Raw genomic sequence first — 21,008 nt, forward strand, 5'->3', positions numbered from 1 at the left:
AAGTACGTGAGCACCGGAAGCGCAGGAAGCCTCCGTTTGCAGGCTAGCCTCACCTGAATATCAACATATCCTAGGCTAGGTTGCCCTGCAGCACCTTTAGCTTGGCTTTCTTCGGGCTGCGCGCCAGCAGCCATTCGCGCGCCTTGTCCTGCGGCATCGGGAAGGCGATGGAGTAGCCCTGCACCTGGTCGCAGCCGATCGCCATCAGCGAATCGAGCTCGGCTTCGGTTTCCGCACCCTCGGCGACGATCGAGATGCCGAGGCCGCGCGCCAGCTCGGTGATGGCGCGCACGATCTTCGTGTTGTCGCCATTCTCGTTGATGTTCTGGACGAAGCGACGGTCGATCTTCAGCCGGTCGATCTCGTTTGGATTGACATGGCTGAGCGAAGCATAGCCGGTGCCGAAATCGTCGAGCTCGAGATGAACGCCGGCGGCGCGGATGTGGCGCAGCTTGGCCGCGATGCCGGTCTTCTCGTCGTCAAGAATGACGGATTCGACGATCTCCAGCGACAGTTTCTGGGGCGCGAGGCCCGCCTTTTCCAGCGTCGCAAACAGGAAGCGGTCGAAGTCGGGTTCGCGCAGCTCGGTTCCGGATACGTTGACGGCAAGCCGCCCAAAGGCAATGCCGGCGCGATCCCATTCCGCGGCTTGCTCGATCGCCTTGGCAAAGACGATGCGGCCGATCTCGGGCATGAAGCCGCATTTCTCGGCGACCGGAATGAACTCGCCCGGCGAGATCATGCCGCGTTCGGCATGTTTCCAGCGCACCAGTGCCTCGATACCGCTGATCGTGCCATTGGTCAGCGATACCTGCGGCTGGAAATAAACCTGGAAGGCGCTCTCCGAAATGGCGACCTTGATGTCGTGCTCGAGCTGCTTGCGGTGATCGAGTTCGCGCCTGAGCTCCTCGGAGAAGAACGAGAAGCTGCCGCCGCCAAGCTTCTTGGCGGAATAGAGCGCGAGGTCGGCATGGACGAGCAGATCCGCCGCATTGTCGGCGTCGATGGGATAGACGGCTATGCCGGCGCTGGCGCCCGGAAGGATGGTCGTGCCCTGGAACATGATCGGCTCGTTGATCTGCTCGATGATGCGCCTGGCCAGCATATTGATGTCCTCGGTGCCGCCGGCGCCATTGAGGATCATCACGAATTCGTCGCCGCCGAGACGTGCGCACAGATCCGACGCGCGGCAGGAATCGCGCATGCGTTGCGCGGTCACAACCAGCACATAGTCGCCCGCAGCGTGGCCGAGCGTGTCGTTGATCTGCTTGAACCGGTCGAGATCGAGCTGGATCACCGCCAGCCTTTCGCGCCGGCGATGCGCGCCCTTGATCAGCGTTTCGAAGTGGTCGGTCAGGAAGGTGCGGTTGTGCAGGCCGGTCAGCCCGTCATGCACGGCAATGAAGGCCATCGAATTGCGGGCGTCGATAAGCTCATGTGTCTTGCGCAGGATGGCCTTCGACATCGGCCGGAAGATGAAAAGCGCGACCAGCACGATGACGCCGATGGTGGCGTAGAATAAGGTGCGGTGGAGATCGAGCAGCTTTTCCGACCGCTCGTCGGCAAAGGCAGCGATGCGCTGGCCAAGGGCCGCATAGCCCGACAAAGTCGCATTGGCGACGGACGCGTCGAGGTTTACGCGCTCGCCGCCGCCCTTGTAGGCGGCATTGCCGGCGAGCTGGGATTCGAAGGACGAGATCAGCCTTTGGCCGTTGGCGACAAGCCCGACCGAGAAATAGTCGAGGTGGAAAGGCTTGGCGAACAGCACGCTTTCGATCGATTTTGGGTCGGACCGCGCCGGCGACTTGGGATCGGCTCCCGTCTGCTCGAGCAGCAGGTCGTAATTCGTCTCGAACTCGGTGGTCGCTTGCTTGAGCGCTGCAACCAGGGCCGGCTGCTTGTCGCGCGAGGCGGAACCGGTGGCACTTGCCAGGAAGACGATGCGCTGCGACAGCGCCTTCTGGGTGCTGACGATATCGAGCAAGGTGTGGTTGTGCTGTTGCGCCGCCATCACCTGCTGCAGCAGGATGAAGGAAGCTATGACCATGGCCGCGATGATCAGCAGCGCCAGCCAATAGCCGGTCTTGATCAGCAGGATGAGTTTGCCCGAGACGGTTTGCGCCGGCTGCTGCGACATGTTCTAGGTGACCCCTCGGTCGAACGGATTTCCGCCACGGATTCATGGCGAGAAGACCATTGGCTTGAAAGGGTTAACAGGTCTCGAAACCGGCGGAATTGTTGCTTCAGCAGTGAACGAAAGCTGCTGAAATGGTTATCATGTTCTTTCGCGGTATAGCCATATTTGCACGTCTGCTACTCCCGCATGCTGGTTATGTGATCGGATCGCCCCATGGTTGAGGCTGCCGCGCCACCGAAGCGGTCGCATTTGCGGTGGATTTTTCATTCAGGGGGCGCGACAGTCGCCGCCAATCTCAATAGGACCTGATCATGAGCGCGGCTTTCCTGACCCATATCGACAATGAACTGCAAGGACTGAAATCCGCCGGGCTCTACAAATCCGAGCGGGTGATCACTTCGACGCAGTCGGCTGAGATCGAAGTCGGCGGCGACAAGGTGCTGAACTTCTGTGCCAACAACTATCTCGGCCTCGCCGACAGCCCAGAATTGCGCACCGCAGCCAAAGGCGCGCTCGACCGCTACGGCTACGGAATGGCCTCGGTGCGTTTCATCTGCGGCACGCAGGAAGAACACAAGCAACTTGAGGCCACGATTTCATCGTTCCTCGGCCTCGACGACACCATTCTTTACGGCTCCTGCTTCGACGCCAATGGCGGCCTGTTCGAAACGCTGCTCGGCGAGGAGGATGCAATCATCTCCGATGCGTTGAACCATGCCTCGATCATCGACGGTGTGCGGCTGTCGAAGGCCAAGCGTTTCCGCTACGCCAACAACGATATGGCCGACCTCGAAGCGCGGCTGAAGGAAGCCAAGGATTGCCGCTTCCGGCTGATCGCCACCGACGGCGTGTTTTCCATGGACGGCATTATCGCTAATCTGAAGGGTGTCTGCGATCTCGCGGAAAAGTACGATGCCATGGTGATGGTCGATGACAGCCATGCCGTCGGCTTTGTCGGCAGACAAGGCCGCGGCTCGGCCGAACATTGCGGCGTCGAGGGCAGGGTGGATATTATCACCGGCACGCTCGGCAAGGCGCTGGGCGGCGCCTCCGGCGGCTACACCTCGGGCAAAAGCCAGGTGGTCGACTGGCTGCGCCAGCGTTCGCGGCCCTACCTCTTCTCCAACACGCTGATGCCGGCGATCGCCGGCGCCTCGATCAAGGTGTTCGAGCTGATCCGCAATGGCGATGCGCTGCGCGAGCGCCTATATGCCAATGCGGCGCGGTTCAGGTCTGAAATGGGCAAGCTTGGCTTCACGCTGGCCGGTGCCGATCACCCGATCATTCCGGTGATGCTGGGCGATGCCAGCCTGGCGCAGGAGATGGCGGCGCGCATGCTGAAGCGCGGCATCTATGTCATAGGCTTTTCCTTCCCGGTGGTGCCGAAGGGCCAGGCGCGCATCCGCACACAGATGTCGGCGGCGCATTCCACTGCCGACATCGATCGCGCCGTGGCGGCGTTCGCGGCGGTCGGCAAGGAACTGGGCGTCATTTCCTGAACCGCCAAAAGCGATTCCGGAACAAGCGATTCAAGGGACAAAAAGAATGTCGAACATGATGAAGGCGCTGGTGAAGGCCAAGGCCGAACCGGGCATCTGGATGGAAGAGGTGCCGGTGCCCGAGATCGGCCCCAACGACGTGCTGATCAAGGTCAAGAAGACCGCGATCTGCGGCACCGACGTGCACATCTACAATTGGGACCAGTGGGCGCAAAAGACCGTGCCGGTGCCGATGGTGACCGGCCATGAATTCGTCGGCACGGTCGCCGATTTCGGCGCCGCGGTCACCGAATACAAGGTCGGCCAGCGCGTTTCCGGCGAAGGTCACATCGTCTGCGGTCATTGCCGCAACTGCCGGGCGGGCAGGGGCCATCTCTGCCGCAACACGCTCGGCGTCGGCGTCAACCGTCCCGGCGCCTTTGGCGAATATCTGGCGATCCCGCAGCACAATGTCGTGCCGATCCCCGACGATGTACCCGACGAGATCGCCGCGATCTTCGATCCGCTGGGCAATGCCGTCCACACCGCTCTGTCGTTCGATCTGGTCGGCGAGGACGTGCTGGTTACCGGCGCCGGACCGATCGGCATCATGGGTGCGCTGGTGGCGCAATGCGTCGGCGCGCGAAAGGTCGTCATCACCGACATCAATCCGGTGCGGCTGGCACTGGCCAAAAAGCTCGGCGTCCAGCATGTCGTCGATGCCTCGAAGGAAAAACTGCGCGATGTCATGCCGGCGCTGGGCATGACCGAGGGTTTTGACGTCGGCCTCGAAATGTCGGGTGCGGCGCCCGCCTTCCGCGACATGATCGACACCTTGAACAATGGCGGCAAGATCGCCATTCTGGGCATCGCACCGACCGGCTTCGAGATCGACTGGAACAAGGTCATCTTCAAGATGCTGCATCTCAAGGGCATCTATGGCCGCGAGATGTTCGAGACCTGGTACAAGATGATCGCCCTGGTGCAGGGCCCGCTCGATGTCAGCGGGCTGATCACGCACCGCATTGGGATCGACGATTTCCAGACGGGGTTTGACGCGATGCGGAGCGGCAGTTCGGGCAAGGTGGTGATGGATTGGTAGGAAGAAAGAGGGGCGCCGCGATCCTTCGCGCCCCCCTCTGTCCTGCCGGACATCTCCCCCACAAGGAGGGAGATTGGCAGCTTCAGCGCGCCGCTCACTTCTGCCACGTTTGGCGATTGGCGAAAGCCGGCGTGACGGCCGATCTCCCCCCAAGTGGGGGAGATGTCCGGCAGGACAGAGGGGGGCGCTGTCCCGCCAGCCTATCGGCTCTTTCCTTCCAACGCCCTCTCCAGTGCCGCCACGCCGCTGACAATCGCCGCCCGTTCCTCCACACTCAGCCTCGCCAGCAACTCTCGCTCAAATGCTTTGGCCAGCGGCACCATCTCGCGATAAGCAGCCAGCCCGGCCTTCGTCAGCGCCAAGTGCTCAACGCGCCGGTCGTTCTCATTAGGCGTTCTGGTCAGCCAGCGCCGTCGCTCAAGCTCGGCCACTGCGCGCGAAACCTTTGTCTTGTGCATCGCCGACTGTTCGCCGAGCGCCGTTGCGGTCATCGTGCCGCGCTGCCCAAGTCCGGAAAGCGTGCGCCATTCCGGCCGGGTCAAGCCCAGGCGATTGCTGTAGATTTTCGAGAACTCGCGACTGACGGCGTCGGCAAGCCGGTAGAGCCGGTAGGGCAGGAAGCTTTCGAGTTCGAGGATCTCAGGTTCCATCTGCGCACCGTGGATGCGTTCGCCGTTGATAGTTACATTTTCAATGGTTACAAATGAAACCAGTTTGGTCAACAGCACCGGCAAGCCGCGATCCAGGCGGCTCAAGAGACCGGGATCGGGGAGGATCGGATGGCCTTTTCCTACATGCCGGGCTTCGGCAACGATTTTGAAACCGAGACCTTGCCCGGCTCGCTGCCGCAAGGGCGCAACTCCCCGCAGCGGCCGGCCTACGGGCTTTATGCCGAGCAGCTTTCCGGCTCGCCCTTCACCGCCCCGCGCGGCACCAATGAGCGCTCCTGGCTCTACCGCATCCGGCCGAGCGTAAAACACACCGGTCGCTTCAAGGCGGTGAGCTGTCCCTTGTGGAAGACCGCCCCCAATGTCGGCGACCACGAGCTGGCGCTCGGCCAGTACCGCTGGAACCCGGTGCCGATGCCGAAGGAGCCGACCGATTTCATCTCCGGCATGCGCACCATCACCACCGCCGGCGATGTGCTGGGACAGAGCGGCATGGCGGCGCATGTCTATGTCGCCAACCGCTCGATGGTCGATGATCATTTCTTCAACGCCGACGGCGAGTTGCTGGTGGTGCCGCAGGTCGGCGCCTTGCGCTTCGTCACCGAGATGGGCGTCATCGAGCTTCGGCCCGGTGAGATCGCCGTGCTGCCGCGCGGCCTGGTGTTCAAGGTCGAACTGGTCGACAAGGAAGTGCGCGGCTATGTCTGCGAGAATTACGGCGCCAAGCTGACGCTGCCCGACCGCGGCCCGATCGGCGCCAATTGCCTGGCCAATCCGCGCGACTTCAAGACGCCTTGCGCCTGGTTCGAGGAGAAGGAGACGCCGTGCCGGCTGACGGTGAAATGGTGCGGCAATTTCCATGTCACCGAGATCGGCCATTCACCGCTCGACGTGGTGGCGTGGCATGGCAATTACGCGCCCTATAAATATGATCTGGCGACGTTTTCGCCGGTCGGCGCCATCCTGTTCGATCACCCGGATCCGTCGATCTTCACCGTGCTGACGGCGCCGAGCGGCGAGGAAGGCACCGCCAACATCGACTTCGTCATCTTCCCGCCGCGCTGGCTGGTGGCGGAGGATACGTTCCGGCCGCCCTGGTACCACCGCAACATCATGAGCGAGTTCATGGGCCTCATCCACGGCCAGTACGACGCCAAGGAGGAAGGCTTTGTGCCTGGCGGCATCAGCCTGCACAATCTGATGCTGGCCCACGGCCCCGACGCGCCTGGCTTCGAAAAGGCCTCGCGTGTCGAACTGAAACCGGTCAAGCTCGACAACACGATGGCCTTCATGTTCGAGACCCGATTCCCGCAAATGTTGACCCGCTACGGCGCCGAACTCGAAACTCGTCAGGACAATTACATCGACTGCTGGACCGACCTGAAGAAGCGTTTCAACGGCACGGTCGAGGGCGACTGGTCTTGAGGCCTGCGCGATGAGCGACCGGCTGGTGTGTCTCGGGTCCAAGGGCGGCCCGGCGCTACGGCCGGGCGGGCCGTGGCCGAGTTCATCGCTGCTGGAGCTTGGCGGACGAACCGTCGTCGTCGATTGCGGGCTGGGCGTCACGCGCGGCCTGGTCGATGCCGGCATCGGCCTGAAGGCACTCGACCTGATCTTCATCACCCATCTGCATTCCGACCATGTGCTGGAACTGGGGCCGTTGCTGCACACCGCCTGGACGGCCGGTCTGGCCAAGCCGGTGACGCTGTTCGGACCGCCCGGCACCGGCCATTACTGGCGGCGCTTCTGCCAGGCGATGGAGTTCGACATCGAGATCCGCATCGTCGATGAAGGTCGGCCGGACATCCGCGAGCTGGTTTCGATCGTCGAATTCGGCGAAGGCGAGATTTTCGAACAGCGCGGCCTGAAGGTCTCGGCGCTGCGCGTCGACCATCCGCCGGTGACCGACTGTTTTGCCTTGCGCTTCGACCATGCCGGCAAAAGCGTCGTGTTCTCGGCCGACACCGCTTTCTTTCCGCCGCTTGCCGACTTCGCCAGAGAGGCGGACATCCTCGTCCATGAAGCCATGCTCGAGGAAGGCATCGAGCGTCTGATCGCAAGGACCGGCAACGGCGCTCGGCTCAAGGAGCATCTGCTTGCCAGCCACAGCTTTGCCGAGGAGGCCGGGCGCATCGCCAGCGACGCCGGGGTAAAAAGACTGGTGCTCAATCACCTTATTCCGGCCGACGATGGTGTGATCGGTGAGGCCGATTGGGAGGCCGCTGTCAGGAAATCGTGGGCGGGTGACTTGACGATTGCCCGCGACGGCCTTGTTGTGAACTTAGACGGCGCCAAAGCCGCATCAGGAGAGGAAACCGCATGAAGCTTGCCACATTGAAGGACGGGACACGCGACGGAAAACTCGTCGTCGTCTCGCGCGACCTGACGCGCTTCACCGACGCCTCGTTCCTGGCCCGCACGCTGCAGGCCGCGCTCGACGACTGGCAGCGGATTTCGCCGCATCTGGCGACCATCGCCGAATCGCTGGAGAACAACGCTTTGCCGTCGGCTCGCTTCCATGAGCATGACGCCCATTCGCCGCTGCCGCGCGCCTATCAATGGGCCGACGGTTCGGCCTATGTGAACCATGTCGAGCTGGTGCGAAAGGCGCGGGGCGCCGACATGCCGGCAAGTTTCTGGACCGATCCGCTGATCTACCAGGGCGGCTCGGATTCTTTCATCGCGCCGCGCGAGCCGATCCGTATGGCGGACGAAGCCTTCGGCATCGACATGGAGGCGGAAGTCGCCGTCGTCGTCGATGATGTGTCGATGGGCGCCAGCCTCGACCAGGCGCGCGCTGCGATCCGGCTGGTCATGCTGGTCAATGACGTAACGCTGCGCGCGCTGACCGGACCGGAACTGGCCAAGGGGTTCGGCTTCTACCAGTCAAAACCGTCCTCGGCTTTTTCGCCGGTGGCGGTGACGCCGGACGAACTCGGCGATGCCTGGGATGGCGGCAAGGTCAGCCTGCCGCTACTCGCCGACCTCAACGGCAAGCCGTTCGGCCGCGCCAACGCCGGCGTCGACATGACCTTCGATTTCCCGGCGCTGATCGCCCATGCGGCGAAAACACGGCCACTGGTTGCCGGCACCATCATCGGCTCCGGCACCGTCTCCAACAAGCTGGATGGCGGGCCGGGCAAGCCGGTGTCGGCGGGCGGCGCCGGCTATTCCTGCATTGCCGAATTGCGCATGATCGAGACCATTGAGTCAGGTGAGCCGAAAACGCCATTCCTGCGCTTTGGCGACACGGTGCGTATCGAGATGAAGAACAAGAGTGGAAACTCGATCTTCGGCGCCATCGAGCAGAAGGTCGAGAAGTACCAGGCATAACGGGGAGCAATGCAATGACGGGCGAGGCGTTCTATCTGCTGTGCGGCGTCTGGGCGCTTGGGATTCTGGTGGTGTTCATCCAGGCGATCCGGCTGAGCTACCGCATCGAGGCGCGCTCGCCCGATTTGACCAACCGCAGCGGCTACCCGCGCAAGGCGATGATGTTCCACACAATCACCAACACTAGTGTGGCGCGCGACGAGGAGACACAGGCCATGCGGCGGCGTATGAACCGGCTGCTGCTGATCGTTGTCGCCGGTTTCGCGGTCATGGCGGCAGGCATTGGCCTGGTCAGACGAATGAACTCATGACCCTGCTGGATCATCTACGCCGCATGGCCGGCAACAATCTCTGGTCGAACGACCGGCTCTATCGTGCCGTGCTGCAGCTGAAGCCCGGCGAATTCGAAGCCGAACGCACCAGCTTCTTCCCGTCGATCAAGGCGACGCTCAACCACATCCTCGCGGTCGATCATCTCTATCTCGACTTCCTGGAGGAGGGCGGCGTCGGCGCCGCCGCCTATGACGATTACGTGCCGTTCGATGAACCGGCGGCGCTGTTTGCCGCGCAGGTCGCGGCTGACCGGCGCCTAATCGCCTTTTGTGAAGAGCTGTCGGAAGATGATCTCGACCGCCGCGTCATCACCGACCGGCGCGAGGACGGCATGATCCCCGAAAAGATCGGCGACATCCTCGCTCACGTCTTCCTGCACGACATCCACCATCGTGGCCAGGTGCACGCAATGCTCTCCGGCACTTCGGTCGCGCCGCCGCAGCTGGACGAGTTTCTGCTCGATTATGATTTGAAGGTGAGGAAGGAAGAGGTCGCGCGGCTGGGTTTGTGATCGACTATCCCAGACATTGGCGCCGCCCCTCATTGCCGGCAGGCAAGTGAGGGGCAGCTTGATGCCTGCAATTTGGCGTTACGCCGCTTTCCCATCCACCTTGATCACCCCACGCTTGATCTGGTCCTGCTCGATCGATTCGAACAGCGCGCGGAAATTGCCTTCGCCAAAACCTTCGTCGCCCTTCCTCTGGATGAACTCGAAGAAGATCGGGCCGATCACGGTTTTGGAAAAGATCTGCAGCAGGATCTTGGTCATGCCGCCGTCGACCACGCCTTCGCCGTCGATCAGGATGCCGTGCTTCTTCATCCGCTCGATCGGTTCGTCATGGCCGTTCACACGGTCATACGACATGTCGTAATAGGTTTCCGGCGGGCCGGGCATGAACTTCAGCCCGTTTTCGGCCAGCTTGTCGGTGGCGGCGTAGATCTCGTCGGTGCCGACGGCGATGTGCTGGATGCCCTCGCCATTGTACTTCTTCAGATATTCGGCGATCTGGCTGGTCTCGTCCTTGGACTCATTCAGCGGAATGCGGATCTTGCCGCAGGGCGAGGTGATGGCGCGGCTGACCAGGCCGGTAATCTTGCCGTCGATGTCGAAGAAATGGATCTGCTTGAAGCCGAACAGCTCGCGATAGAAATCCCACCATTTGTCCATCTGGCCGCGATAGACATTGTGGGTGAGGTGGTCGAGGAAATAGAAGCCGACGCCTTGCGGCCGCGGATCGCGTTCGCCCAGCCACTCGAACTCGGCGTCATAGGCCGAGCCCTTCTTGCCATAGGCTTCGATGAAATAGAGCAGCGAGCCGCCAATGCCGACAATGGCCGGCACGTCGAGCGCCTTGTCGTCGCCTTCATAGGGCGTCGCGCCTTTCGACACCGCATGGTCGAACGCGTGCTTTGCATCGACAACCCGCCAGGCCATCGAGGCGGCGCAGGGACCGTGCTTGTCGACAAACTTCATCGCATGCGAGCCCGGCTCGGCATTGACGACATAGTTGATGTCGCCCTGGCGCCAGACGGTGATGTCTTTCGTGCGGTGCTTGGCCACCGCGACATAGCCCATGCGGGTGAACAGTTCGGCGAGCTTCCGCGGTTCCGGATGCGCGAACTCGACGAACTCGAAACCGTCGGTGCCGGCGGGGTTTTCCTTGCTGATCTTTGCGGGCGGGGCGTCGTGCGGGAAGGGACCCATGGCATTCCTCCAAACGGATGGTGGCCGCATCGGACCACGATTGACGTCATCATAGCGCGGAGCGGCCGCACGGTGCTTGCATTCAAACGCTTGAAATGATCATCTCATGCGTAATTCATGCATGATTGGAGAAAAATCCATGGATGAGACGCGCATCGATCAATTCGACCGCAAGATAATGGCTCTTTTGCAAGGCGACGCGCGGCTCACCAACAACGATCTCTCGGAGCGCGTGAACCTATCGGCGTCGCAATGCTCGCGCCGCCGCCAACGGCTGGAGGAAGACGGCTATATCAAGGGGTACCGGGCCGTGCTCGATCGCGACAAGCTCGGCTTCTCGCTGGTCAATGTCATCTCGGTGACGCTCGCCACCCACAACCGCGACAATGCCAGGCGCTTCGGCGAACTGCTGGCACGGCTGCCCGAGGTGCAGGAGGCGCACGCGCTCACCGGCGAGATGGATTATATCTTGAAAGTGGTGACGCCGGATCTCAAATCATTGTCGGAGTTCGTCAACGGCGTGCTGCTGCCGCACGAATCGGTGCAACATGTGAAGACAGCGATCGTGCTGGAGACGCTGAAGGAAACCGGCGCGCTGCCAATCTAGGATGCGTCGGCGGGACAGCGCCCCCCTCAGTCCTGCCGGACATCTCCCCCACAAGGAGGGAGATCAGATGTCACGCGGGCTTTCACCAATCGCCAACCTTGCAGGAAAGGCGCCATCGGCGAAGCTGCTAATCTCCCCACCTGTGGGGGAGATGTCCGGCAGGACAGAGGGGGGCGCGAAGGATCGCCAACTTGTGGAACTGGCTGCACAATCGCGTTAAACTCTTCAGCCCTTGGATTGCTGGATCAACCCATAGAGATTGGTGCACCGCGCACCCGAGCGGCAGTAGGCGAAGACCGGACCTTCGAGCGCGTCGAGCGCCTCGGCCTGGTCCTCGACATTCTCCGCCGTGATCTGGCCGCTGATCACCGGGATGTAGCGGAAGGCGAGCCCCGCCGCCTCGACCGCCGCCTTGACGCTGTCGGCTGAGGGTTGGCCGGGCTGCTCGTCATCTGGCCGGTTGCAGATCACACTCTTGAACCCGGCTTCCTTGATGGCGGCGGCGTCTTCGGGCTGGATCTGGCCCGAAACCGAATAGTCCTCGCTGATTTCGCGATATTCCATGGCTCTCATCCTCGCAATCTGGTTTGGCCGGAATCTTGCCACTCTCGCACGAGGTCGGCAATCCGGGCTCGCAAAGAAATCCCTCGGCGCAAATAGACATTTGCGGCCCAAGATCCAACCCAGGCTCAAGAGGTTTCGCGCTGTTGGCCTTGCCCGAAGCCGGCGCCAACTCTAAACAGGCGCCACCGACAACAGGAAGGAAACTCCCATGAGCATTCGTCGCATCGATGTTGGCCCGCGCATGAGCCAGATCGTCATCCACGGCAACACCGTCTACCTCGCCGGCCAGGTCGGAACGCCCGGCGCCAGCGTTGGCGAACAGACCAAGTCGATCCTCGCCACCATCGACGAATTGCTGGCCAAGGCCGGCACCGACAAGACCAAGATCCTGCAGGCGATCATCTGGCTGGCCGACATGGGCACCTTCGCCGAGATGAACAAGGAATGGGACAAGTGGGTGCCGCAAGGCAACACGCCCGCCCGCGCCACTGGCGAAGCCAAGCTCGCCGGCCCGGAGTATGTGGTCGAGATTATCATTACGGCTGCGATCTGAGGCGTTGAAGCTGCTGATCTCCCCCCTCGTGGGGGAGATGCCTGGCAAGGCAGAGGGGGGCGCTGTCCCGCCGACGTCTTAGTTTTTCAAATTGATCCCGGCAGGTAAAATCCAAGTGCGCTCTGTGGCGCCCCCTCTGGCCTGCCGGCCATCTCCCCCACAAGGGGGGAGATCAGCTACCCCTGCGAAGGCCTGAACCTTGCCACCAGCGTGTGGCTCTCCGCGGCGTAAGTGAACCGCACCTGCGTCACCGGGTGTTCGGCGCTCCAGGTCCGGCGCTCGACCACCAGGCACGCTGCGCCGGTTGCGATATCAAGCGCTTCGGCAATATGCCTGTCCGCCGCCACCGCGCGGATTCGGTGCTCGGCCTCGCTCCACGGCACGCGGCCGATCAGCCAGGGGCCGGGGGCGATGTCGAGAAATTCTTCGTCGCCGGCTTCCGCGACGGCGGCGAGATTGATCAGCCGCTGCTCATGCGCAAATGGCCGCTTGCCGGCGAAATGCCGGCATTCCAGCGCCAGCACCTGTCCAGCGGCGCCAAGTTCCAGCAAGCCACGATCCTCGGCGCTGCTGCGCCTCTTCTGCCGCGCCACCCGCTCATAGCGATAGGCTAGCCCGAGCGCCTCGACCTCGATCCTGATGTCGTGGATTTCCAGCACCGCCGCCTGCGACTGCGGCTGGCGGACAAAACTGCCCGAGCGGCGGCGGCGCTCGATCAGCCCGGCCTTGGCCAGTTGCGACAGCGCCTTGTTCACCGTCATGCGCGAGCAATTGTATTCGGCCGTCAGTTCATGCTCGAACGGGATGCGGAAGCCCGGCGCCCAGGCGCCGGACAGGATTTTCTCGCTGATGTCGGACAGAATGCGCTGGTGCAGCGAGCCGCCGCCTACCGTCGCCGCTGTCTCTGACATGCTCATGCCGAAAGCGCCGTCATCACCTGGCGAAAGCGCTCGGCTATGGGCTCGCGCCTGGCATGCTGGCCGTTGCTGACCTGCTTTTTCCCATGCACCCAGACGCAGTCGACCTTGCCGCCATTGGCAAAGATCCAGGCGTCGAGGATGGCATCGCCGCTCTTGCCGGCCAGCGAAGGATGGTTTTTGTCGAGCGAGACGAAATCGGCGGCCGCGCCGGCGGCGATACGAGACGGGCCGGCGCCGAGCGCCACGCCGCCACCGTCGAGCGCGGCGTCGAACAAGGCCCGCCCGGTCGAACCGCTGGCCACCGCCAGCACATTGCGGGCGCGGTGCGCCAGGCGCTGCGAATATTCGAGCTGGCGCAATTCATCCGGCAGGCCGATCAGCACATTGGAATCGGAGCCGACGCCGAAGCGGCCGCCATATTCTCTGAAGAGCGGCGCGGCAAAGGTGCCGTCGCCGAGATTGGCCTCGGTGATCGGGCACAGGCCGGCAATGGCGCCGCTTTTTGCCATGCCGATCGTTTCCGCCTCGGTCATGTGGGTGGCATGGATCAGGCACCAGCGCTTGTCGATCCCGGCATTGGCGAGCAGCCATTCGACCGGCCGCGCACTGGACCAGGCCAGGCAATCCTCGACCTCCTTCACCTGCTCGGCGACGTGGATGTGGATCGGGCCGTCCGGCGCCATCGCCGCAACTGCACCGAGTTCCTCCGGCGTCGCTGCACGCAGGCTGTGCGGGGCAACGCCGACGACAGCCTGATTCAACGCGCGAACCGATTCGCGGCTTTTCTCAAGCAAGCGTCCGAAGCGATTCACTTCGTTGATGAATCGCCGCTGGCCTTCGTTGGGCGCAGCGCCGCCGAAGGAAGAATGTGCGTAAAACACCGGCAGCAGCGTCAGGCCGATGCCGGTCACGGCCGTCGCCGCGGCGATGCGCTCGGCCATCTCGGCGAGGTTAGCATAGGGATTTCCGTCGCGATCATGGTGGAGATAATGGAACTCACCCACGCGCGAGAACCCGGCTTCCAGCATCTCGACATAAAGCTGCGCGGCGACCGCCTCGACCTGGTCCGGCGTCATCGACAGCGCGAAGCGGTACATCACCTCGCGCCAGCTCCAGAAGCTGTCGGCTGAGGGGCCGCGCAGTTCTGCAAGCCCGGCAATGCCGCGCTGGAAGGCGTGGCTGTGCAGGTTCGGCATGCCGGGGACCACGATGGCGTGGCGCTCGTCGTCGGCCTGCGGCGACGAGCCTGGCTCTACGGTGGTGATGCGACCGTCGGTCAGCGAGATCCGCACCTTGTCATGCCAGCCGTCCGCCAGCAGCGCCTGTTCCGCAAAGATCGCCGTCACGTTTTTCTCCGTCTTCCCTGAACATAGGACTTGCAGTGCGTTTCAATATGTATATACATAATCGTCATCCAATCAACGGAAAAAGATGATGGCGGCACAGAACAAAAGCCGGGCAGGGGGCCTTCACCTTTGGCGCAATGCGCGCCTGGCGACCATGGCCGAAGGCGAAGCCGGACTGGGTATCGTCGAAAAGGGCGCGATCGCCGCCCGCGACGGTCTCATCGTCTATGCCGGCCCGGAAGCCGACATGCCGTCATCCCTGGCTCAAGGCGCCGCGACCACTGACTGCGAAGGTCGCTGGATCACCCCTGGCCTCATCGATTGCCACACTCATCTCGTCCATGCCGGCAACCGCGCCAATGAATTTGAGATGCGGCTGGCCGGCGCCACCTATGAAGAGGTGGCCAGGGCCGGTGGTGGCATCGTTTCCTCGGTCAAATCCTTGCGTGCTGCCAGCGAGGACGAACTTGTTGGGCAGACGCTGCCACGCCTTGATGCGCTGATGGCGGAAGGCGTCACCACAGTAGAGGTAAAGTCGGGCTACGGGCTCGACCTCGAAAACGAGCAGAAATCGCTGCGCGCCGCGCGGCAGCTGGACAAACAGCGTCCGGTGACGGTCCGCACCACCTTCCTCGGCGCGCACGCGCTGCCGCCTGAAGCCAAGGGCGACAAGGATGCTTTTGTCGATCTGGTCGCCAACACGATCCTGCCCGCGATCGCCGCCGAAGGCCTCGCCGATGCCGTCGACGGTTTCTGCGAAGGCATTGCCTTTTCGCCGGAGCAGATCGCGCGCGTCTTCGACAAGGCCGCAACACTTGGCCTGCCGGTCAAACTCCATGCCGACCAACTGTCCAATTTGCACGGCGCCGAACTTGCCGCCCGTTACGGCGCGCTGTCGGCCGACCATCTCGAGTACACCGATGACGCCGGTGCTGCGGCCATGGCCAAATCCAGCACCGTGGCGACCATCCTGCCCGGCGCCTACTATTTCATCCGTGAGACGAAGAAGCCGCCGATCGGCCTGTTTCGCCAGCACGGCGTCAAGATGGCTGTCGCCACCGACAACAATCCCGGCACTTCGCCGCTGACCTCGCTGCTGCTGACCATGAACATGGCCGCGACCTTGTTTGGCCTGACCGTCGAAGAATGCCTGGCCGGCACCACTCGCGAGGCCGCCCGCGCGCTCGGGCTGCTCAGCCAGACCGGGACGCTGGAAGCAGGAAAATCCGCCGATCTGGCGATCTGGGACATCGAACGCCCGGCCGAACTCGTCTACCGCATGGGCTTCAACCCGCTTCATGCCCGCATCTGGAGAGGACAATGACCGAACTTAACCTGAAGCCTGGCAATGCGACGCTGGCCGACTGGCGCGCCATCTACCGCGGCGCCGTGCCGAAGCTGGACGCTGCCTGCCGTCCGAAAATCAAGGCCAGCGCCGAGGCCGTCGCCCGCATCGTCGCCAAGGGTGAGCCGGTCTATGGCATCAACACCGGCTTCGGCAAACTGGCGAGCGTACGCATCCCGGCGGCCGACCTCGAGACCCTGCAGCGCAACATCGTTTTGTCGCATGCCGCCGGTGTCGGCGAGCCGATGCCGGTCGCGGTCGTCCGGCTGATGATGGCGCTGAAGCTCGCCAGCTTGGCGCAGGGCGCGTCCGGCGTGCGGCCGCAAACCATCGAATTGCTGGAAGCGATGCTCGCCAACGACGTTATCCCGGTGGTGCCGGCGCAAGGCTCGGTCGGCGCCTCGGGCGACCTAGCGCCGCTGTCGCATATGACGGCGGTGATGATCGGTGTCGGCGAATGCTTTACCCCGCATGGCCGCTTTCCGGCCAAGGTCGCCTTCGTCTCGCACGGCCTGGAGCCGGTGACGCTTGGGGCCAAGGAAGGCCTGGCGCTGCTCAACGGCACGCAATTCTCCACCGCCTATGCCCTGGCCGCTCTGTTCGAGGCCGAAGTGCTCTACCAGTCGGCGCTGGTCGCCGGCGCGCTGTCGACCGATGCCGCCAAGGGCTCGGACGCCCCCTTCGATCCGCGCATCCATCTCCTGAGAAAGCATCCCGGCCAGATCGAGACGGCAGCAGCGCTGCGCAATCTGATGGCTGGCAGCGCCATCCGCGAATCGCATCGCGTCGGCGACGAACGCGTGCAGGATCCGTACTGCCTGCGCTGCCAGCCGCAGGTGATGGGTGCAGCGCTCAGTGTGCTGCGCCAGGCCGCCGACACGCTTGGCACCGAGGCCAACGGCGTCACCGACAATCCGCTGATCTTCGCCGAGGACGATACCGCGCTTTCCGGCGGCAATTTCCACGCCGAGCCGGTGGCTTTCGCCGCCGACATGATCGCACTCGCCGTCTGCGAGATCGGCTCGCTGTCGGAACGCCGCATCGCCATGCTGGTCGATCCCGCGCTGTCGGGCATGCCGGCCTTTTTGACGCCGAAACCCGGCCTGAACTCGGGCTTCATGATCCCGCAGGTGACGGCGGCGGCATTGGTCTCCGAGAACAAGCAGAAGGCCTATCCCGCCAGCGTCGATTCCATCCCGACCTCGGCCAACCAGGAAGACCATGTCTCGATGGCCGCACACGGCGCGCGCCGGCTGATCGGCATGGTTGAAAATGCCACGGCCGTCATCGGCATCGAACTTTTGGCCGCCGCCCAAGGCTGTGATTTTCATGCGCCGCTGCCATCGAGCGCAGCGCTGGAGGCCGTTCGCAAACTGGTCCGCGCCGAGGTGCCGCATCTCGACACCGACCGGCATTTCCATCCGGACATGGAAAAGGCCATCGCGATGGTGCGCAGTGGCGCTGCCATCAAGGCTGCCAGCACGGTGACGCTGCCTTCGATCTCGGGAGCCTGAGACATGACCGACTGGCTGACAGTGACGGAAGGCACGGCACCCCTTTTGGTGTCGATCCCGCATACCGGTATCGATCTCGCCGGCCTCGACAACCGGCTGGTTTCGCCCTGGCTCGGCCGCCGCGACTGCGACTGGTGGATCGACCAGCTCTATGATTTCGCCGCCGGCCTAGGCGCGACGGTGGTGCATACGTCGATCTCGCGCACCGTCATCGACGTCAACCGCGATCCCTCCGGCGCCTCGCTCTATCCCGGGCAGACGACGACCACGCTGTGCCCGACGGAGACGTTCGACGGCGATCCGCTCTATTTGCCCGGCGCCGAACCGACTCCAGCGGAGATCGACCAGCGCCGCATAGACTATTTCGTGCCCTACCATGAAATGCTGGCGGCCCAGGCCGTCAGGCTGCGCGGCCTGCACGAAAAAATCGTCATCTACGATTGCCACTCGATCCGGTCGGTGCTGCCGCGCCTTTTCTATGGCACGCTGCCGGTGTTCAATCTTGGCACCAATGACGGCCAGACCGCCGATCCGACGCTGCAAAGCCTGGTCGGCCAGATCATGGCCGAAAGTGGTGAAAGCAATGTCATCAATGGCCGCTTCAAGGGCGGCTGGATCACGCGCTACTTCGGCAACCCGCAAGGCGGCTACCATGCGCTGCAGATGGAACTTGCCGATCGCGGCTATCTGCGCGAGCCCGAGGGCAAGGGCGAACCGGACAATTGGCCGGTACCCTACGACACCGCGTTCGCCGCACCGATGCGCGCCACACTGACGAAAATCCTTCAAACCGCCATTGACTGGGCCGGGCGCTGAGGCGCCGCCTTACTCGAAAGGGACAGTGATGAACAATCCTCGCCATAACATCCGCGAAGTGCGTGCGCCGCGCGGCGACAAGCTCAACGCCAAATATTGGACGACCGAAGCGCCGTTGCGCATGCTGATGAACAATCTTGATCCGGATGTCGCCGAAAACCCGAACGAACTGGTCGTCTATGGCGGCATCGGCCGGGCCGCGCGCACCTGGAACGATTTCGACAGCATCGTCGCCTCGCTGAAGACGCTCAATGAGGACGAGACGCTGCTGGTGCAGTCCGGCAAGCCGGTCGGCGTCTTCCGCACCCATGCCGATGCGCCGCGCGTGCTGATTGCCAACTCCAACATCGTGCCGCACTGGGCGACTTGGGACAAATTCAACGAGCTCGATAAGAAGGGCTTGATGATGTACGGCCAGATGACGGCCGGCTCGTGGATCTATATCGGCACGCAAGGCATCGTGCAGGGCACCTACGAGACCTTCGTCGAGGCCGGCCGCCAGCACTACAACGGCAACCTCAAAGGCAAATGGATCCTGACCGGCGGTCTCGGCGGCATGGGTGGCGCCCAGCCGCTCGCCGCCGTCATGGCCGGCGCCTGTTGCCTCGCCATCGAATGCAATCCGGACTCGATCGATTTCCGCCTGCGCACCCGCTATGTCGACGAGAAGGCTGAGACGCTCGACGAAGCGATGGAAATGATCGAACGCTGGACCAAGGCCGGCGAAGCGAAGTCGGTCGGCCTGCTCGGCAATGCGGCCGAGATCGTGCCGGAAATGTTCAGGCGCGGCATTCGCCCCGACATGGTCACCGACCAGACCTCGGCGCATGACCCGATCAACGGCTATCTGCCGAAGGGGTGGACAATGGCTGAGTGGCGCGAAAAGCGCGTCAGCGATCCCAAGGCAGTCGAGAAGGCGGCCCGCGCGTCGATGCGCGAGCATGTCGAGGCGATGGTGGACTTCTGGAACGCCGGCGTGCCGACGCTCGATTACGGCAACAACATCCGCCAGGTCGCCAAGGACGAGGGTTTCGAAAACGCCTTTGCCTTCCCGGGCTTCGTGCCGGCCTATATTCGGCCGCTGTTCTGCCGGGGCATCGGCCCGTTCCGCTGGGCCGCCCTTTCGGGCGATCCCGAGGACATCTACAAGACCGACGCCAAGGTGCGCGAGCTCACCCCCGGCAACACCCATCTGCACAACTGGCTGGACATGGCGCGTGAGCGCATTGCCTTCCAGGGCCTGCCGGCGCGCATCTGCTGGGTCGGCCTCGGTGACCGCCACCGGCTCGGCCTCGCCTTCAACGAGATGGTGGCCAAGGGCGAGCTCAAGGCGCCCGTCGTCATCGGCCGCGACCATCTCGATTCCGGCTCGGTCGCGTCGCCGAACCGCGAGACGGAAGCGATGAAGGATGGCTCCGACGCCGTCTCCGACTGGCCGCTACTCAATGCGCTGCTCAACACCGCGTCGGGCGCCACCTGGGTGTCGCTGCACCATGGTGGCGGCGTCGGCATGGGCTTTTCGCAGCATTCCGGCATGGTCATCGTCGCCGACGGCACGCCGGACGCCGCAAGGCGCCTGGAGCGCGTGTTGTGGAACGACCCGGCGACAGGCGTTATGCGCCACGCCGACGCCGGCTACGACATCGCCATTGAATGCGCCAAAGAGCACCAGCTCAATCTGCCTGGCATTCTCGGCTGATCGGCTGAAACGATGCGCATCCTTCGTGCCGCCGACTACCGCGTCATGCCGTGGAAGAATGGCGGCGGCACGACGACCGAAATTACTGTTTCACCTGACGGTGCCGGGCTCGATGATTTCGACTGGCGCATCTCGATGGCGCGGGTCGAAGGCGGCGGTCCGTTCTCCGGCTTTGCCGGCGTGGACCGCACGCTGGCCGTGCTGGAAGGCGAGGGCATCGTCCTCGACATTGCCGGCCGGCCACCGGCGCGGCTGACGGGAGACTCGGCGCCGCTATCTTTCCAGGCCGATGTGCCGACCACGGCCGCGCTGATTTCCGGCCCGATCACCGACCTCAATGTCATGACCCGCCGCGGGCGGGCAACCCACACGGTCGAGCGCCTGCGGGTTTCGGCTGCGACCGATGTTAGGCCGACCACCGCAACGACCCTCATCCTGCCGCTCGACGGCGAGGTCAGCGTGACTGGCCCGACGCCGTCCCGCCTTGGACCAAGCGACACGCTCCTGATCGGCCCTGAAGTCGCACTATTGCGCCTGGAAACGGCGCGGCCGACGACCCTGTTCGTGATCCGGATCGCCAGCCTGGCCTAGCCGCGCTACCAGCAACGATTAACGCCTGTTGCCAAACATGATCGCACGCCGGAGAAATCTGGCGTAAGCTGTTGCCTGGATCACGAAAAAGCCTGAATCCTTCCGTCGTTCCAAGGCGGACGGGAGAGCAGGGGTGCTCGTCCTTGAGTTGTCGAAAGCCCCTCCTTAAAATGTCGAAGGGATAACGCCCCTGGCGTGGTGCGGAGCAAAACTTTCGGCCAGTGTAATTATGCAACCAATTGCATTTGAATCGGTTTTAGGGACATTGCCGTGGCGGTGACGCCGCTTCGCGTCCCC

Annotated in this window: 20 protein-coding genes; 14 read left to right on the forward strand and 6 right to left on the reverse strand. The window is 63.3% G+C overall.

Translation table 11 applies throughout. From position 1 onward, the window contains the following. Window positions 1–70: 70 nt before the first annotated feature. Entirely contained in the window at window positions 71–2,137 is a 2,067-nt protein-coding gene (locus tag AC1DYO_RS09890; RefSeq protein ID WP_477262675.1) for a putative bifunctional diguanylate cyclase/phosphodiesterase, read from the reverse strand. 311 nt (window positions 2,138–2,448) lie between these two features. On the opposite strand from AC1DYO_RS09890, the gene AC1DYO_RS09895 reads away from it, so the two are divergent. Continuing rightward, window positions 2,449–3,636, forward strand: a complete 1,188-nt coding sequence (locus AC1DYO_RS09895; RefSeq protein WP_477262677.1) for a glycine C-acetyltransferase — start codon at window positions 2,449–2,451, stop codon at window positions 3,634–3,636. A gap of 46 nt (window positions 3,637–3,682) precedes the next feature. Continuing rightward, on the forward strand, window positions 3,683–4,717 hold the full coding sequence (tdh, locus tag AC1DYO_RS09900) for an L-threonine 3-dehydrogenase (RefSeq protein ID WP_477262678.1): 1,035 nt from the start codon (window positions 3,683–3,685) through the stop codon (window positions 4,715–4,717). Between the two features lie 200 nt (window positions 4,718–4,917). On the opposite strand, the gene AC1DYO_RS09905 is transcribed toward tdh, so the two are convergent. Continuing rightward, window positions 4,918–5,367 (reverse strand): MarR family winged helix-turn-helix transcriptional regulator, encoded by a 450-nt coding sequence (locus AC1DYO_RS09905; protein ID WP_477262913.1) that lies wholly within the window; start codon window positions 5,365–5,367, stop codon window positions 4,918–4,920. A gap of 129 nt (window positions 5,368–5,496) precedes the next feature. Here AC1DYO_RS09905 and hmgA point away from each other — a divergent pair, with 129 nt between their 5' ends. The 5 genes from hmgA to AC1DYO_RS09930 are packed head-to-tail and all read left to right on the forward strand — an operon-like array spanning window position 5,497 to window position 9,562. Continuing rightward, window positions 5,497–6,810: a homogentisate 1,2-dioxygenase gene (gene hmgA / locus AC1DYO_RS09910; RefSeq protein ID WP_477262680.1), complete on the forward strand. Its 1,314-nt coding sequence runs from the start codon at window positions 5,497–5,499 to the stop codon at window positions 6,808–6,810. A 10-nt stretch (window positions 6,811–6,820) separates the two neighbouring features. Continuing rightward, window positions 6,821–7,708, forward strand: a complete 888-nt coding sequence (locus tag AC1DYO_RS09915; protein ID WP_477262681.1) for an MBL fold metallo-hydrolase — start codon at window positions 6,821–6,823, stop codon at window positions 7,706–7,708. After that, window positions 7,705–8,718 (forward strand): fumarylacetoacetate hydrolase family protein, encoded by a 1,014-nt coding sequence (locus AC1DYO_RS09920; protein WP_477262683.1) that lies wholly within the window; start codon window positions 7,705–7,707, stop codon window positions 8,716–8,718. The genes AC1DYO_RS09915 and AC1DYO_RS09920 overlap by 4 nt, the downstream gene beginning before the upstream one ends. A gap of 14 nt (window positions 8,719–8,732) precedes the next feature. Then, on the forward strand, window positions 8,733–9,029 hold the full coding sequence (locus AC1DYO_RS09925; RefSeq protein ID WP_477262685.1) for a hypothetical protein: 297 nt from the start codon (window positions 8,733–8,735) through the stop codon (window positions 9,027–9,029). Next, entirely contained in the window at window positions 9,026–9,562 is a 537-nt protein-coding gene (locus AC1DYO_RS09930) for a DinB family protein (protein WP_477262687.1), read from the forward strand. The genes AC1DYO_RS09925 and AC1DYO_RS09930 overlap by 4 nt, the downstream gene beginning before the upstream one ends. A 78-nt stretch (window positions 9,563–9,640) precedes the next feature. On the opposite strand, the gene hppD is transcribed toward AC1DYO_RS09930, so the two are convergent. Beyond that, window positions 9,641–10,756 (reverse strand): 4-hydroxyphenylpyruvate dioxygenase, encoded by a 1,116-nt coding sequence (gene hppD / locus AC1DYO_RS09935; RefSeq protein WP_477262689.1) that lies wholly within the window; start codon window positions 10,754–10,756, stop codon window positions 9,641–9,643. 139 nt (window positions 10,757–10,895) lie between these two features. Between hppD and AC1DYO_RS09940 the strand changes: the two genes are divergently transcribed. After that, window positions 10,896–11,363, forward strand: a complete 468-nt coding sequence (locus tag AC1DYO_RS09940) for an Lrp/AsnC family transcriptional regulator (RefSeq protein WP_477242734.1) — start codon at window positions 10,896–10,898, stop codon at window positions 11,361–11,363. A 225-nt stretch (window positions 11,364–11,588) separates the two neighbouring features. Here AC1DYO_RS09940 and AC1DYO_RS09945 read toward each other — a convergent pair whose 3' ends face one another. Next, window positions 11,589–11,927, reverse strand: a complete 339-nt coding sequence (locus AC1DYO_RS09945) for a protein tyrosine phosphatase family protein (protein ID WP_352592462.1) — start codon at window positions 11,925–11,927, stop codon at window positions 11,589–11,591. Between the two features lie 208 nt (window positions 11,928–12,135). Between AC1DYO_RS09945 and AC1DYO_RS09950 the strand changes: the two genes are divergently transcribed. Then, window positions 12,136–12,480 carry a RidA family protein gene (locus AC1DYO_RS09950; protein WP_142869644.1) on the forward strand — a complete coding sequence of 115 codons (345 nt, stop codon included), beginning with the start codon at window positions 12,136–12,138 and terminating at the stop codon, window positions 12,478–12,480. 176 nt (window positions 12,481–12,656) lie between these two features. Here the strand turns inward: AC1DYO_RS09950 and hutC are convergent, their stop codons facing one another. Together hutC and AC1DYO_RS09960 are read right to left on the reverse strand one after the other, a co-directional pair. Next, window positions 12,657–13,397: a histidine utilization repressor gene (gene hutC, locus AC1DYO_RS09955; protein ID WP_477262692.1), complete on the reverse strand. Its 741-nt coding sequence runs from the start codon at window positions 13,395–13,397 to the stop codon at window positions 12,657–12,659. Next, window positions 13,394–14,746: a formimidoylglutamate deiminase gene (locus AC1DYO_RS09960; protein WP_477262694.1), complete on the reverse strand. Its 1,353-nt coding sequence runs from the start codon at window positions 14,744–14,746 to the stop codon at window positions 13,394–13,396. The genes hutC and AC1DYO_RS09960 overlap by 4 nt, the downstream gene beginning before the upstream one ends. A gap of 88 nt (window positions 14,747–14,834) precedes the next feature. Between AC1DYO_RS09960 and hutI the strand changes: the two genes are divergently transcribed. From hutI to AC1DYO_RS09985, 5 genes are read left to right on the forward strand one after another with little or no spacing between them, the layout of a single operon-like run. Beyond that, on the forward strand, window positions 14,835–16,070 hold the full coding sequence (gene hutI, locus AC1DYO_RS09965) for an imidazolonepropionase (RefSeq protein WP_477262696.1): 1,236 nt from the start codon (window positions 14,835–14,837) through the stop codon (window positions 16,068–16,070). Further along, window positions 16,067–17,605 (forward strand): histidine ammonia-lyase, encoded by a 1,539-nt coding sequence (gene hutH, locus AC1DYO_RS09970; RefSeq protein ID WP_477262698.1) that lies wholly within the window; start codon window positions 16,067–16,069, stop codon window positions 17,603–17,605. The genes hutI and hutH overlap by 4 nt, the downstream gene beginning before the upstream one ends. 3 nt (window positions 17,606–17,608) lie before the next feature. After that, the gene (gene hutG / locus AC1DYO_RS09975; protein WP_477262700.1) at window positions 17,609–18,421 is read left to right on the forward strand and encodes an N-formylglutamate deformylase; all 813 of its coding nucleotides are present in this window, start codon (window positions 17,609–17,611) and stop codon (window positions 18,419–18,421) included. Window positions 18,422–18,449: 28 nt separating this feature from the next. Then, on the forward strand, window positions 18,450–20,120 hold the full coding sequence (gene hutU, locus AC1DYO_RS09980) for a urocanate hydratase (RefSeq protein WP_477262702.1): 1,671 nt from the start codon (window positions 18,450–18,452) through the stop codon (window positions 20,118–20,120). A gap of 12 nt (window positions 20,121–20,132) precedes the next feature. Beyond that, window positions 20,133–20,711 carry a HutD/Ves family protein gene (locus tag AC1DYO_RS09985; protein ID WP_477262704.1) on the forward strand — a complete coding sequence of 193 codons (579 nt, stop codon included), beginning with the start codon at window positions 20,133–20,135 and terminating at the stop codon, window positions 20,709–20,711. The last annotated feature ends 297 nt before the right edge of the window (window positions 20,712–21,008 follow it).

The sequence above is a fragment of the Mesorhizobium sp. P2_F5 genome (genome assembly GCF_056403715.1).

Excerpts from the sequence above, each read along its gene's own strand:
- AC1DYO_RS09890 (WP_477262675.1), bottom strand. The coding sequence starts at position 2,137 with ATGTCGCAGCAGCCGGCGCAAACCGTCTCGGGCAAACTCATCCTGCTG.
- AC1DYO_RS09895 (WP_477262677.1), top strand. The coding sequence starts at position 2,449 with ATGAGCGCGGCTTTCCTGACCCATATCGACAATGAACTGCAAGGACTG.
- tdh (WP_477262678.1), top strand. The coding sequence starts at position 3,683 with ATGTCGAACATGATGAAGGCGCTGGTGAAGGCCAAGGCCGAACCGGGC.
- AC1DYO_RS09905 (WP_477262913.1), bottom strand. The coding sequence starts at position 5,367 with ATGGAACCTGAGATCCTCGAACTCGAAAGCTTCCTGCCCTACCGGCTC.
- hmgA (WP_477262680.1), top strand. The coding sequence starts at position 5,497 with ATGGCCTTTTCCTACATGCCGGGCTTCGGCAACGATTTTGAAACCGAG.
- AC1DYO_RS09915 (WP_477262681.1), top strand. The coding sequence starts at position 6,821 with ATGAGCGACCGGCTGGTGTGTCTCGGGTCCAAGGGCGGCCCGGCGCTA.
- AC1DYO_RS09920 (WP_477262683.1), top strand. The coding sequence starts at position 7,705 with ATGAAGCTTGCCACATTGAAGGACGGGACACGCGACGGAAAACTCGTC.
- AC1DYO_RS09925 (WP_477262685.1), top strand. The coding sequence starts at position 8,733 with ATGACGGGCGAGGCGTTCTATCTGCTGTGCGGCGTCTGGGCGCTTGGG.
- AC1DYO_RS09930 (WP_477262687.1), top strand. The coding sequence starts at position 9,026 with ATGACCCTGCTGGATCATCTACGCCGCATGGCCGGCAACAATCTCTGG.
- hppD (WP_477262689.1), bottom strand. The coding sequence starts at position 10,756 with ATGGGTCCCTTCCCGCACGACGCCCCGCCCGCAAAGATCAGCAAGGAA.
- AC1DYO_RS09940 (WP_477242734.1), top strand. The coding sequence starts at position 10,896 with ATGGATGAGACGCGCATCGATCAATTCGACCGCAAGATAATGGCTCTT.
- AC1DYO_RS09945 (WP_352592462.1), bottom strand. The coding sequence starts at position 11,927 with ATGGAATATCGCGAAATCAGCGAGGACTATTCGGTTTCGGGCCAGATC.
- AC1DYO_RS09950 (WP_142869644.1), top strand. The coding sequence starts at position 12,136 with ATGAGCATTCGTCGCATCGATGTTGGCCCGCGCATGAGCCAGATCGTC.
- hutC (WP_477262692.1), bottom strand. The coding sequence starts at position 13,397 with ATGAGCATGTCAGAGACAGCGGCGACGGTAGGCGGCGGCTCGCTGCAC.
- hutI (WP_477262696.1), top strand. The coding sequence starts at position 14,835 with ATGGCGGCACAGAACAAAAGCCGGGCAGGGGGCCTTCACCTTTGGCGC.
- hutH (WP_477262698.1), top strand. The coding sequence starts at position 16,067 with ATGACCGAACTTAACCTGAAGCCTGGCAATGCGACGCTGGCCGACTGG.
- hutG (WP_477262700.1), top strand. The coding sequence starts at position 17,609 with ATGACCGACTGGCTGACAGTGACGGAAGGCACGGCACCCCTTTTGGTG.
- hutU (WP_477262702.1), top strand. The coding sequence starts at position 18,450 with ATGAACAATCCTCGCCATAACATCCGCGAAGTGCGTGCGCCGCGCGGC.
- AC1DYO_RS09985 (WP_477262704.1), top strand. The coding sequence starts at position 20,133 with ATGCGCATCCTTCGTGCCGCCGACTACCGCGTCATGCCGTGGAAGAAT.